Genomic DNA, 12982 nt, shown 5'->3' with positions numbered 1-12982 from the left:
GCCTGCCGCGCGTACTGCTGGGTGATCGTCGAGGCGCCCTGCGTCTCGCCACCGGTCAGGTTGTTCCACGCGGCACGCGCGATGCCCCACAGGTCCACCCCGTGGTGGTTGTAGAAGTTCTTGTCCTCACCCGCGATCAGCGCATTGCGGATCGGCTCGGGCAGCTTGTTGACGGCCAACTCGGAGCGGTGCTCGGAGCCCAGGTGAGCCAGCTGCGTGGCGTCGTCGCCGGCGAACACCTCGGTGCTGTTCTTCAGGCTCAGCTCGCCGGGATGCGGGATCTTGTCGTAGAAGTAGCTGCCGCCGATCAGGCCGCCGCCCGTGAGCAGGATCACCAGGCTGACGCCGGCGATGGCCCAGTTTTGGATGCGGCGCTTGCGAGCATTGCGGAGATTGCGCACCTTCTTGGACGGTGGCGTGGCGCCCTCGGGCCGTGGCGCGCCCGGCGGGGGAACGGAGGCACGCCCGATCGCCGCCGCCGGGCGGTCGGTCATAGGGGGAGCGGTCACGGGCACCGCGGCCCGCGCTGTCACCGGCCCTGGGCTCACCGGCCCCGCGCTTACGGGGGCTGGGCTTACGGGGGCTGGGCTTATGGGGGCTGGGCTCACGGGTGGTGCGCTCACTGGCGCTGCGGTCATGGGCGCGGCGTCGTAGCCGGGATTCGTTTCGTGGTAGCCGTAATCCGCGTCGCCCCCGTGCTCACCGGCGAGGGGTTCACCGTCGTAGGTCACGTCGTATCACCGTTTCCGTCGGCCGCTGCTCGCGCGAGCACCGGTTTCACGTTGCCCACAGCATGACACGCTCGGCTTTGCGACGGGGTTGCGGCTTAGGTTGCCTGCTCTTTTGTCCCGCTATAGGCCGTTGAGTGCGGTCATTTCCTCGTCGCTGAGAGTGAAACCGAACACATCCAGGTTGGCCGCGATGCGCTCGGGGGTCACGCTCTTGGGGATCACCACCACGTCGTGCTGGATGTGCCAGCGCAGCACGACCTGTGCCGGTGTCGCCTCGTGCGCCTTGGCGATCTCGACCAGCGTGGCGTTGCGCAGATTCGTGGTTTTGAACGGGCTGTAGCCCTCCAGCACGATGCCGCGCTCGCGGTGCTCGGCCTGGCGCTTGTCGTCGTACAGCGAAGGCCCCCACTCGATCTGGTTGAGCGCGGGCGTCTCGCCCGTGGCGTCGATGAGCTGGTCCAACTGGCGCGTCGAGTAGTTGCTCACGCCGATCGCGCGTGCCAAACCGAGATCGCGCAGCTCGATGAAGGCCCGCCAGGTGGCGACCGAATCGCGTGGCGGCCAGTGGATGAGCCAGAGATCCACGCTGTCCACGCCCAGCGCGCGCAGGCTCGCCTCCAGCGTTTCCCGCTCGTGCCCGGCCCGCGAGGGCGGCAGCTTGGTCGTGATGAACACCTCGTCGCGGGGCACACCGCTGTCGCGCAGAGCCCGCCCCACCTCGGATTCGTTGCCGTACATGGTCGCTGTGTCGATATGCCGGTACCCGACGGAAAGCGCCTTGAGTATCGCCTCGTATCCGCGCCGGCCGGTCGCCTGCCACGTGCCAAAACCGATGATCGGAATGTCAAGACTCATCGTGCTGCCCCCGAAGTTCGATCAGCTGGGTCAGGTGCGCCGGCAGATGCACCTTCGCTTGCACCACAAGCGCTTTGGGCCACGGCCACGGCTGGTCGACCCGGGTGTGCGTGCCGTCGATGATCTGCGTGTGCACCATGGTCTGGTCTTCCTCGGGCAGCCGGTCGGCCAGGTCGCACAGGCGGGCGCTGGTCTCCTCCAGCCAGGCGAGCACGTCGCCCTTCTCGGCGATCAGCTCGTCGAGCCGCGCCGTGTCGATGGCGTCGTGGTTGTAGTAGGCCCGGCCGGAGCCGTCGAGCACCTGCCGCGTCGCCTCGGCCAGCAGCTCGTCGTTGGCCGCGACATGCGCGATGACCTGCTGCGCCGACCACTGGCCCGGGGGCGGATCGCCGAAGCCGCCGAGGCGCGCCTCGGCGATCAGCTCCGAGTACGCGGCGCGTAGCACCGTGGTGTCCATACCGACACCCTATTAGAACGCGCGCACCACCGTGATCGTGACGTTGCTGCAGCCGTTGGCGAGGCTGGTCAGCGTGGATTTCTCGGCCGAGTCGGCGGTCAGCCGCCAGCGGATCTTCACGGCCACCCACTCCTGCACATAGCGGCAGCGGGCGCTGGAGTAGGACGGCAGCCATTGGGCGGGGTCCTGGTCACCCTTGGACTGGTTGACGTTGTCGGTCACGGCGACGAGCGAGCGATGGTCGCCCAGGTCGTTGGCGAAGGAGCGGCGGCGGGTCGTGGTCCAGCTGCGCGCCCCCGAGTCCCACGCCTCGGCCAGCGGCACGAAGTGGTCGATGTCGAGGTCGGCGGGCAGCGTCCAGTACGCGTTGTCGTAGTAGGAGTACCAGCGTCCGCCCGAGAGCGTGCAGCCGGAGCCGACGGAAGGCGAGGTCACGGCCTCGGCGATGAGCACCTCGTAGCGCGTGTTGCAGCCGTCGGAGTCGGCATCGATCCAGTGCGGGAACAGATCGCGGTTGTAGCCGGTCCGGATCTCGGTGGCGACGGGAAGCGAGGCGACGGCCGTGCGCAGCGGGGCGGAGTAGGTCTCGGCCCGTGCGGGGCCGGCGAACAGGGTGGAGGCTGTTACGGCCGCAGCGATGGCTGCGAACCAGCGAATAACGGGGGTCATGCGCTAATCATGCGTATGAATGTTTAACTCCGATATAGCGGTCAAGAACATCGCCGTAAAGGACCTTCGTCGGGAAGGCCTCGCGCGCGGCCGCCTCGCGCAGCTGCGCGATCGGAAGGCCCGCCGACGACGCGGCGAGCACCACGTTGCCCGCGTGCCGGCCGTTGAGGACGGTCGACTCGGCCATCAGGCACACATCGACCCCGCCCGTGCGCAGGGCCTTGGCTCGTGCCCGCGCCGTGCCGTCGGTGATGTTGGCCGCGACGGTCCGGGCCACACCGGTCATCGGCACCTCGATGGGGATGTCAACCAGCATTATCTGGTACCCGGAAAGCCCCGTCACCTGCGTCGCGTCGGCCACGCGGATCCGGACCCCGGGCGGGGGCGGCAACACCCGCCGGATCAGCGCGACCAGCGCCGCATCGTGCTCGATGACCAGTTGGCGGGAGCCGGGCCGGGTCGCCGCGATATAGCGCGGCAGGGAGAGCGCGCCCCCACCGAGGTGCAGCACGCGAAGCGGCTCGCCCTTCGGCGCCGCGGCATCGACCACGGACGCGAGCCGGCGCATGTAGCCGAACTCCAGGCGCGCGGGGTTGACCGTGTCCACATGCGACATCGGCCGCCCGTCGAGCAGCAGCGTCCAGCCGCCCGGACGATCGCGGTCGGGCACGAGCTCGGCCCAACCGAAGTCGGCTTCTTCGGCAATCGTCGATGAGCCGCGTTTCCGACCGCCCATGCGACAGGAGTATTCCACTTGGCGCGCCGGTTGACGACAGCCGGACTTGAGCGGCATGGCTAAGGTACTCATCGATGGATGTGGTGTTCAAGACCGGGCTTGCGGTGATAACCCCGGCCGTGCGGTGGTGGCTGGCGGACAGACAGAAGCGGGCTGAGCTCGCGCTGCCGCTCAGCGAGCTGATCGACGTGCGCGTGACCGACAACTTCCGCCGGCGCAGCCTGCGGCGCGAGGTGGAGGCGATGCGCGATGCGGTCGCCGAGCGGGTCATGCCGCTGTTCGACGCCTCGCTGGACGGGCTCGGCGAGGCCGAACGGGTCGCGGCGTTCGAGGCGGTGGCCGACGCGTTCGCGCATGCGGACCTGACCGACGTGGCACTGTTCGAGGCCGACATGCACCCGGCGGCGATCGCGCGGCGGGTGCGGGAGCGGTTCGGCCAGCGGGCCACGCTGAGCGAGCCGGGGCACCGGCTGTACGAGGCGCTGCTCGCGGAGTGCTGTGCGTGCTATGTGCAGCTCGTGCAGCAGCTGGCGCCATTTGAGCCGCGGGCGTTGACGGAGTTGCTCTCGCGCGTGTCCGGGTTGGGCGATCAGTTGCGCCAGGGCCTGAGCCGGTTGCCGATGCGCACCCTGGACGCGCCCGACGGGGACGAGAGCGACGCGGCGTTCCTGCGGCGCTATCTGCAGACCGTGAGCGAGACGCTGGACGAGATCGAGATGTTCGGTGTCGACGTGCACCGGTTTCGGCCCCGCACCGCGGTCAGCATGGCCTACATCAGCCTCACGGTTTCGACCACGGCCAAGGCCCCGTTTGGCGGCGGCTATGCGCCCACGGCGACGCGGGTCGAGGCGGCGATCGGTGCGCATCAACGGCTGCTGGTGCGCGGCGAGGCCGGGTCGGGCAAGACGACGCTGCTGAAATGGCTCGCGGTGACCGCGTCGCGGGGTGGATTCACCGGAGACCTCGCATCGTGGAACGGGCTCACTCCGTACTATATAAGGCTTCGCAGCCACGCCGGGTCGCCACTGCCGCGGGCCGACCAGTTCCTGGAGGGGGTGGCAGATCACGATGTGGATCTGATGCCGCGGGGATGGGTGCACCGGCGGCTCGACGCCGGGGCGGGACTGTTGCTTGTGGACGGTGTCGACGAGCTGACCAAGCAGGAGCGGCCGCGGGTGCGCGAGTGGCTGCGCCGGCTGTTGCGCAGATATCCGCAGACGCGGGTGGTCGTGACCTCACGCCCGTCGGCGGCCGGATCGAGCTGGCTGCAGGATGAGGGGTTCGGATCGGCCACATTGGAGCGGATGAACCCGGCGGACGTGCGCCGGTTCGTCGCACACTGGCACGACGCGGTGCGGCAGGCGGGTGGGCTGCCGTGCGAGGAGTCCGAACTCCCGCGGTACGAGTCGGCACTGCTGACCCGGCTCGAGTCCAATCCGCACATGGCGGTGCTGGCGACCACGCCTTTGCTGTGCGCGATGCTTTGCGCGCTCAATCTGGACCGGCGCACGCATCTGCCGCGCGATCGCATGGGCATCTATCGGGCGGCGCTGGAGTTGCTGGTGGAGCGGCGTGAAGTGGACCGGGCCGTTGCGAGCCATCACACGCTCATCATGGAGACGGCCGACAAGCTGCATCTGCTGCGGCATCTCGCGTGGCGGATGACGGTCAACAATCGGGCCGAGGCCGTGCGCTCGGATGCCGAGCTGTGGATCGGCGACAAGCTCAAGTCCATCCCGCGGCTTGAGGCCGCAGCGTCCACGGTCCTGAGCCATCTCATCGAGCGCAGCGGGATCATCCGGGAGCCGGTGGAGGGCCGGGTCGATTTTGTACACCGTTCGCTGCAGGAATATTTGGCGGCGATCGAGGCGGCCGAGCAGAGCGATCTGGGGTTGCTGGTGGACCGCGCGCATCTGGACCAGTGGCACGACACCATCGTCATGGCTGCGGGCGCCGCACACGTGCAGGTCAGGCGGCGGCTCATCGAAGACCTGGAGCGCCGGGCACGGGACGAGCCGAAGTACACCAGGACGATCCGCTTGCTCATCGCGCGCTGCGCCGAAACCATGACCGCGCCGGAGCCCGCCGTGCTGTCCACAGTGGAGCGGTGCTGCGCGGCGTTGCTACCGCCGCGCGGCATGCGCGAATCACGGTCGCTCGCGAGTATCGGTGAGCCGCTGCTGCACCACATGCCCGCCAGTCTGTGTGAGCTGTCGGAAAAGGAGGCCGCGGCCATGGTGCATACAGCCGCGCTCATCAACGGCCCACTCGCGTTGGACCTCCTTGCCCAGTGGGCCAGGGACCCGCGCTCAGCGGTCCAACGCGAACTCGCCAATTGCTGGCAGTACTTCGACCCCGCCGACTACGCCGGGCGAGTCCTCGCCGACGCCCCACTCGTCGACGGCCGCATCCACGAGAGCTCACGCTGAGTTCTGTGAACACGGACCTCTCTGCGCTGTATGGGGCGAGATTCACCGTGCGCGTGCCGGAGGGCGACCGGGCGGCGGTGGCCGAGCTGGCCAAGCATGTGCGGGTGGTGTTCTACTGAGCCGGCATCACGGCGTGCTATGGATCCAAGCTATGTATCGAGCTATTGAAATTTGTGCCAACTCTGTGCATCGTGTTGGACATGAAGACACCCCGCATTTTCGTCAGGGCGCTGGTTGCCGCGGGCCTGGTCGCGGCCGCCCTGGCCGTGCCGACCGCCCCCGCGTACGCGTTCTCCGGCGATCCCGGAACGGACGACATCGGCACGATGATCGTCGGCGGTAGCCCGGCCACGGAGAACTACTCGTGGCTGGTGTACACGTCCGGCTGCACCGGCACCCTCATCAAGTCGAACTGGGTCGTCACCGCCCGGCACTGCTCCACGCCCAGCTCGGTCCGCGTGGGCAGCATCAACCGCACCAGTGGCGGCACCGTGGTCTCGGTCATCGGTTCGGTGAGCCACTCCAGCGCCGACGTCAAGCTGCTGCGCCTTGCCAGCTCGGTCAGCCACGCCCCGGCACCCATCCCGACCATCGGGCACCCGGTCGGTACCGCGACCCGCATCATCGGCTGGGGGCTGGCGTGCCCGACCCGCGGCTGCGGCTCGGCGCCCACCGTCGCTCGCGAGCTCGACACCTCCGTCGTGGCCGACAGCCGGTGCCTGGGCATCAACGGTCCACTGGAAATCTGCACGAACAACACCGGTGGCAACCAGGGCGCCTGCTATGGCGACTCCGGTGGCCCGCAGGTGCGCCGGATCAGCGGTGACAGCCGCTGGTTCGTTATCGGCGCCACCAGCCGCTCCGGCAACGGCAGCTCGGTCTGTGCCACCGGCCCGTCCATCTACGGCGACCTCGTCGCGATCCGCTCCTGGATCAACACTCAGGTTGGCGGTCTGCCCGCCTGATCACCAGCGCGACAGACGGCGAAGGCGGGACGCGATGTCCCGCCTTCGCTCACTCTTGCGGTCCGGCTTGCCGAGGTCGTGAAGTGCCACCGGATGACCGGTGAGGATTGCCTCCTGCTCCATCGAGCAGTCCTCGCCCGTGCCGTCGCGCGTGCTTGCCCTTCCCGAGGCGTGATGCTCAGTCGGCCGTGGTCCCGGCCCAGATGCCGCGCACGTGGGACAGGTGTCGCCGCATGAGGCGGGCGACCGGTTCGCGACGCCCGGCACGCAGCAGCTTGACGAGCTCGACGTGCTCCTCGGCGGAGTGGATGAGCTGCTTGCTTTCGACCAGGGCGTCCAACCCGTAGAGGCGCGTCCGGTTGCGAAGATCAAGGATTATTCGCATCAACTGCCGATTTTTTCCGGTACCCAGAAGGCGCTTATGAAATGCGGCGTCTGCCGCGAGATAGGCGGCGAGGTCGCCCGCCCGAGCGGCATCCACAATGGACACGGCGAGCGTCTCCAGCTCACTGAGCTGGTCGGTGGACAGCTTGCCGGCGCATGCCGCGACCGCCGGGATCTCCAGCAGCTCGCGGACCTCGGTGATCTCGTCGAGCTCCTCGTCGGACAGCGCGGAGATGCGAAAGCCCTTGTTTTTCACGATGCCGATGAGCCCCTCCTTGGCCAGGTCGAGGATCGCCTCGCGCACGGGGGTCGCCGACACGCCGAACTGCGCCGCGAGCACCGGCACCGAGTGGACCACGCCCGGCCGCAGGTGACCCGCGACGATGGCGGCCCGCAGCTGGGCCGTGACCTCCTCGCGCAGGCTGCGACGAGGGGCTATTCTCTCCATGGCTGTAATGTGTAGCATATTACACGTGACAGTGTGGCGTGGGGTGATGGTCGCGACGGCGCTGCCGTTCGTCGACGGCCGGGTGGATCTGGACCGATACGGCGAGCACGTGAAGTGGTTGCTGGACAACGGTTGTGACGGCGTCGTGCCCAACGGCTCGCTGGGCGAATATCAGGTGCTCACGCCCGACGAGCGGCTCGCCGTGCTCAAGACGGCCGCGTCGGTCGACGGTGCGCGCGTGATGCCGGGCGTCGCGGCTTATGGCGCGCTTGAGGCTCGTCATTGGACGCAGGCCGCGGCCGAGGCCGGCTGCCGGGCCGTGATGCTGCTCCCGCCGACCGCCTACCGCGCCGACGCCGACTCGGTCATGGCGCACTATCGCGAGGTCGCCAGGGTCGGGCTCCCGATCGTGGCCTACAACAACCCGCACGACACACGGGTCGACCTGACGCCGCCGCTTCTCGCGCGCCTGCACGAGGAGGGGCTCATCGTCGGGGTCAAGGAGTTCAGCGGAGACGTGAGGCGGGCCTATGAGATTCGCGAGCAGGCGCCGGGGCTCGACCTGATCGTGGGCGCCGACGACGTGCTGCTTGAGCTGATGCTCGCGGGCGCGGTCGGTTGGATCGCGGGTTATCCCAACGCGTTGCCCGCGCAATGTGTGGCTCTCTACCGGGCGGCCCGCGACCTTCGGCTCGATCAGGCGGTTCCGCTCTATCGCGAGCTTCACCCGTTGCTGCGCTGGGATTCGCGCACCGAGTTCGTGCAGGCGATCAAGCTGTCGATGGACGTGGCCGGTCGCTACGGTGGACCGTGCAGGCCACCACGCCAGCCGCTCGGGCCGCTCGCGGAAAAGGCGATTCGCGAGGCGACGGAGGCCGTGCTGTGAGGGCACGGCGCGTCATCCACGTCGTCGACTCGCACACCGAGGGCATGCCCACGCGTGTGGTGACCGGCGGCATCGGTGTCGTGCCGGGCGACACGATGGCCTCACGCAGAGAATATTTCGTCAAGCACCTGGATCATCTGCGCACGCTCCTCATGTATGAGCCGCACGGCCACTCCGCGATGTCCGGCGCGATTCTGCAGCCGCCGTGCTCGCCTGAGGCAGACTTCGGTGTCATCTTCATCGAGGTGTCCGGCTGCCTGCCGATGTGCGGGCACGGCACGATCGGTGTGGCGACCGTGCTCGTCGAAACCGGCATGGTCGAGGTCACCGAGCCGGTCACGACCGTGCGCCTCGACACGCCCGCCGGGCTGGTGACCGCATCGGTCAAAGTGGACGGTGGGATCGCCAAGTCGGTCACCATCACCAACGTGCCGTCGTTCGCGGTGCGGCTCGACGCCACGCTCGACGATGGTCTGCCCTATGACCTGGCCTACGGCGGCAACTTCTACGCCATCGTCGAGCTGAGCGAGCTCGGGCTGTCGCTCGACTCGCCCAAGCAGCAACTGCTCGACGCGGGCCTGAGCATCATGCGCCGGATCAACGAGACAGACGAGCCGGTTCACCCCGATGACCCGAATATCCGCGGCTGCCATCACGTTTACCTGGCCGGTGAGCGCGTGGGCAACCACGCCAAGCACGCGATGGCGATCCACCCCGGTTGGTTCGACCGCTCGCCCTGCGGCACCGGCACGTCGGCCCGCATGGCGCAGCTGCACGCGCGCGGTGAGCTCCCGCTGCACACCGATTTCATCAACGAGTCCCTGCTCGGGACCCGCTTCATCGGCAGGCTCATCGCGTCGACGGAGGCCGGCGTGGTACCAACCATCACCGGAAGAGCCTGGCTCACCGGCACCGGGCAGCATTTCCTCGACCCTGACGACCCCTTCCCTGAAGGGTTTTTGCTATGAACGAGCAATTCAAGACGGCCAGTCACGATCTGCCGGTGGGGCCGGAGCTTGAGGAGTTCATGCGGGTCGGCTGGCTCGACTCGGGCTCCGATGCGGAGCGTGACGCGGTAGCCGAGTGGACGCCATTGCGGCGCAAGCGGTTGCACGAGGCGTTCCCGGGCGAGCGTCTGCTGATCCCGGCGGGCACGTTCAAACAGCGTTCCAATGACCAGTTTTACCGGTTCCGGCCGCACTCGGCCTACACGTGGCTGACCGGTGACCAGGCACCCGAAGGGGTGCTCGTCATCGAGCCCGGTGGCGACAGCGTGCTGTATATGCGGCCACGGCTGGAGCGCCACGACAACGACCGGATGTATGGCGAATTCTGGGTCGGGCGGCGGCCGACGCTGCGCGAGACCTCGCAGCGGCTGGGCATCGAGACCCGGCACATCGACGAGCTCCATCCGAGCGGGCGCAGCGCCGACGACCCTCTATTGGCAGCGGTGCTGTCCGAGCTGAGGCTCGTCAAGGACGAGTGGGAGGTGGCCCAGATCGAGGAGGCCATCGCCATCACGACGCGTGGTTTTGAAGATGTTGTACGAGCTCTCCCGCGCGCCGGTTCGGAGCGTGCGCTGGAGGGCGTGTTCTGGTCGCGTGCCCGGCTGGAGGGCAACGACGTTGGATACCACTCCATCGTGGCGGCCGGTGCACACGCCGCAGTTCTGCATTGGACCGAAAACGACGGCCCGTTGCGCGACGGGGAGCTGCTCCTGCTCGACGCGGGCGCCGAGACGCGCACGCTCTACACGGCCGACATCACGCGGGTGCTGCCCATCTCGGGCCGGTTCACCCCGCTGCAGCGCGACCTGTATGAGTTGTGCCGCACGGCCAACGACGCGGCGCTGGCCGTGTTGAAACCCGGGCGGGCCTATCGGGACTTCCATCGCGCGGCCATGGCGGTGCTTTCGGATGGCTTGGTGGGCATGGGTCTGCTCAGCCAGGCGGACGCCGACAAGGAGCTCTACCGGCGGTGGACGCTGTGCGGGTCGGGCCACATGCTCGGACTTGATGTGCATGATTGTGCTCAGGCGAGAGCTCAGTTCTACTTGGATGGTGTGCTCGCCGAGGGGCACGTGCTGACCGTTGAGCCGGGCATCTACTTCCAGCCCGACGATGGGCTGATCCCGGCCGAGCTGCGCGGGATGGGGTTGCGCATCGAGGAGAATGTGCTTATCACGTCCGACGGTTATCGCATGCTGTCGCACGCGTTGCCGCGCGAGGCGTCAGCGGTCGAGGCGTGGATGGACTCCCTTGCCTGACGCCGTCGTCATCGGGGCCGGGATCGTGGGGGCCGCGTGCGCGCATTTCCTTGCGCGGGCCGGGCTTTCGGTCACGGTGGTCGATCGCGGCGGGGTGGCGGGAGGCACGACGGGCGCGGGCGAGGGCAACATCCTGGTGTCCGACAAGGAACCCGGGCCCGAACTGGATCTCGCGCTGCTGTCGGTGGAGCTGTGGCGCACGCTGGGCCTGGAGGAGGTGGAGCTCGAACCCAAGGGTGGGCTCGTGGTTGCCGCGACCGAGGCGGAAATGGTCGCGCTGTCGGCGTTCGCGGCCACCCAGCGGGGCGTGACCGCTCAGCCGGTCGCTTCCTTAAGCGAGCTGGAGCCGTGTCTGGCGCCGGGGCTGGCGGGCGGCATGTACTACCCGCAGGACATGCAGGTCCAGCCGATGCTCGCTGCTGCGGCCCTGCTGCGCGGTGTTGACGTGCGGCTGCGGACGACAGTGGTCAAGCTGGAGCCCGGAGCCGTGCACACGGACGACGGCCTCGTATTGCGTTGCGACGCGGTTATCAATGCGGCGGGGGTGTGGGCGGGTCAGCTGCCGGGGGTTCGGGTGCCGGTGCTGCCCCGGCGGGGGTTCGTGCTCGTGACGGGGCGCGTGGGGGAGCTGGTGCGGCACAAGGTTTACGCGGCGACATACGTGTCCAATGTGGGCAGCTCGGATGCCGATCTGCAGACTTCGGCCGTTGTCGAGGGGACCCGGGCCGGTAACGTCCTGATCGGATCGAGCCGGGAACGGGTCGGGTTCGACGGCACGTTCTCGCTGCGCGTGCTGCGGCGGCTGGCGCAGGGCGCGGTGGCGCTCTTCCCGGCCCTGGCCGACGTGCAGGTGATCCGGGCCTATCGCGGGTTTCGGCCGTACACGCCTGACCACCTCCCGATCATCGGGCCGGACCCGTTCGTGCCGGGGTTGTATCACGCCACCGGCCACGAGGGTGCGGGCGTCGGGCTGGCCCCGGCCACGGGCAGGCTGATCGCGGACATGGTGACCGGGCGGGCACCCGTGTTGGATCCGTCACCGTTCAGCGCGGGACGGTTCGCCCGATGACGTTTTCGTATGAGGGCCGGGAGATTCCGGTCGACGGGGAGCAGACGATCGCGGCCGCGCTGATCGCGGCGGGCGAGCCGCCGCACTACTTCTGCGGGATCGGTGCGTGCTTCCGGTGTTTGGTCACGGTCAACGGGACGCGCGCGCAGCGGGCCTGTATGGTTACGGCCCAGTCGGGGGATCGGGTGTCTCGTGACGCGGTTTGATGTCATCGTGATCGGCGCGGGTCCGGCCGGGCTCGCCGCTGCGGTCGCGGCTTGCTCAAAACGGGTGCTGCTGCTGGACTCCGCGCCCCGGCCGGGTGGGCAGTATTGGCGGCATCGGGCCGGGCACGAGCCACGTTCACGCGCGTTTCGTGCGCTTGTCCGTCAGCTCGGCCGCATCGACTATCGCCCAAATTCGAGCGTTTGGTTCGTGGAGCCCGGTTTCACGGTGCATACGCGGGATGCGTCCTATTCGGCGGACCGGCTCGTCATCGCGACCGGGGCGTACGATCGCTCGCTCCCTTTCCCGGGCTGGGATCTGCCGGGTGTGGTCACGGCCGGAGGCGCGCAGGCGTTGCTCAAGGGCCAGGGTGTCGCGATTGGACAACGGGTGGTCGTGTCCGGCGCGGGACCGTTCCTGCTGCCCGTGGCGGCCGGGTTGGCCCGTGCCGGGGTGCGGGTGATGGGTGTGTTCGAGGCGGGCAGGCCGCAGGCATATCTGCGCCATCGCGCCGCCTTCGCCAAGGCGTTTGAGGCCTTGGGATATGGGCTTTCGCTTGCGAGGCATCGGATCCCCTACTTCACCGGGCATCGGGTCGTTGCAGCGCATGGTGAGCGAAGGCTGGAGGCGGTCACGGTCAACGCGCGGACCGTCGAATGCGATGCGCTCGCGGTCGGGTACGGCTTCACGCCACAGGTCGAACTCGCGCTCGCGCTGGGCTGCGAGACCACATTGGACGATGACGGCAGCCTCATCGTCGCCGAAACCCACCAGGCCGCCACCACGCCGGGCGTGTACGTTGCGGGCGAGGTCACGGGCGTCGGCGGCGCGGCACTCGCGCTCGTCGAGGGCCGCCTCGCCGGGCTGGCCGCGGCCGACCGCG

14 protein-coding genes are annotated in these 12982 nt (G+C 68.6%); 8 read left to right on the top strand and 6 right to left on the bottom strand.

Annotation, left to right across the window (positions count from 1 at the left end; translation table 11 throughout):
• From DM816_RS34065 to DM816_RS34045, 5 genes are all read right to left on the bottom strand, one after another.
• A partial coding sequence (locus DM816_RS34065) for a transglycosylase domain-containing protein (protein ID WP_170318908.1) occupies positions 1-494 on the bottom strand: 494 nt, incomplete at its 3' end.
• A 357-nt stretch (positions 495-851) separates the two neighbouring features.
• Positions 852-1586, bottom strand: a complete 735-nt coding sequence (locus DM816_RS34060; protein ID WP_117214581.1) for an aldo/keto reductase — start codon at positions 1584-1586, stop codon at positions 852-854.
• Positions 1576-2043, bottom strand: a complete 468-nt coding sequence (locus DM816_RS34055) for a DinB family protein (RefSeq protein ID WP_117214580.1) — start codon at positions 2041-2043, stop codon at positions 1576-1578. Before DM816_RS34055 ends, DM816_RS34060 begins: the two co-directional genes overlap by 11 nt.
• A gap of 12 nt (positions 2044-2055) precedes the next feature.
• Positions 2056-2712 (bottom strand): HNH endonuclease family protein, encoded by a 657-nt coding sequence (locus DM816_RS34050; RefSeq protein WP_117214579.1) that lies wholly within the window; start codon positions 2710-2712, stop codon positions 2056-2058.
• A gap of 7 nt (positions 2713-2719) precedes the next feature.
• Positions 2720-3448: a spermidine synthase gene (locus DM816_RS34045; protein ID WP_117214578.1), complete on the bottom strand. Its 729-nt coding sequence runs from the start codon at positions 3446-3448 to the stop codon at positions 2720-2722.
• A 74-nt stretch (positions 3449-3522) separates the two neighbouring features.
• Here DM816_RS34045 and DM816_RS34040 point away from each other — a divergent pair, with 74 nt between their 5' ends.
• Together DM816_RS34040 and DM816_RS34035 are read left to right on the top strand one after the other, a co-directional pair.
• Positions 3523-5877, top strand: a complete 2355-nt coding sequence (locus DM816_RS34040) for an NACHT domain-containing protein (protein ID WP_117214577.1) — start codon at positions 3523-3525, stop codon at positions 5875-5877.
• Between the two features lie 200 nt (positions 5878-6077).
• A complete protein-coding gene (locus DM816_RS34035; protein ID WP_170318907.1) occupies positions 6078-6842 on the top strand; it encodes a S1 family peptidase in 765 nt (254 codons plus the stop codon).
• A gap of 178 nt (positions 6843-7020) precedes the next feature.
• Here DM816_RS34035 and DM816_RS34030 read toward each other — a convergent pair whose 3' ends face one another.
• Positions 7021-7674, bottom strand: coding sequence for a GntR family transcriptional regulator (locus DM816_RS34030; RefSeq protein WP_246002517.1), 654 nt, complete (start codon positions 7672-7674; stop codon positions 7021-7023).
• Positions 7675-7699: 25 nt separating this feature from the next.
• Between DM816_RS34030 and DM816_RS34025 the strand changes: the two genes are divergently transcribed.
• The 6 genes from DM816_RS34025 to DM816_RS34000 form a co-directional block, all read left to right on the top strand.
• A complete protein-coding gene (locus tag DM816_RS34025; RefSeq protein WP_246002516.1) occupies positions 7700-8560 on the top strand; it encodes a dihydrodipicolinate synthase family protein in 861 nt (286 codons plus the stop codon).
• Positions 8557-9528, top strand: coding sequence for a proline racemase family protein (locus tag DM816_RS34020; protein WP_117214574.1), 972 nt, complete (start codon positions 8557-8559; stop codon positions 9526-9528). Before DM816_RS34025 ends, DM816_RS34020 begins: the two co-directional genes overlap by 4 nt.
• Entirely contained in the window at positions 9525-10826 is a 1302-nt protein-coding gene (locus DM816_RS34015) for an aminopeptidase P family protein (protein WP_117214573.1), read from the top strand. Before DM816_RS34020 ends, DM816_RS34015 begins: the two co-directional genes overlap by 4 nt.
• The gene (locus DM816_RS34010; protein ID WP_246002515.1) at positions 10819-11895 is read left to right on the top strand and encodes an NAD(P)/FAD-dependent oxidoreductase; all 1077 of its coding nucleotides are present in this window, start codon (positions 10819-10821) and stop codon (positions 11893-11895) included. The genes DM816_RS34015 and DM816_RS34010 overlap by 8 nt, the downstream gene beginning before the upstream one ends.
• Positions 11892-12101 (top strand): 2Fe-2S iron-sulfur cluster-binding protein, encoded by a 210-nt coding sequence (locus tag DM816_RS34005; RefSeq protein WP_117214571.1) that lies wholly within the window; start codon positions 11892-11894, stop codon positions 12099-12101. Before DM816_RS34010 ends, DM816_RS34005 begins: the two co-directional genes overlap by 4 nt.
• On the top strand, positions 12088-12982 hold an 895-nt coding region (locus DM816_RS34000; RefSeq protein ID WP_117214570.1), incomplete at its 3' end, for an NAD(P)/FAD-dependent oxidoreductase. The genes DM816_RS34005 and DM816_RS34000, both read left to right, overlap by 14 nt.

The organism is Allorhizocola rhizosphaerae, assembly GCF_003426775.1.
In the GTDB taxonomy this organism is placed as follows: Bacteria; Actinomycetota; Actinomycetes; order Mycobacteriales; family Micromonosporaceae; genus Allorhizocola; species Allorhizocola rhizosphaerae.
Note: the sequence above shows the minus strand (reverse complement) of the source record. Positions and strands in the feature narration are given on the sequence as shown.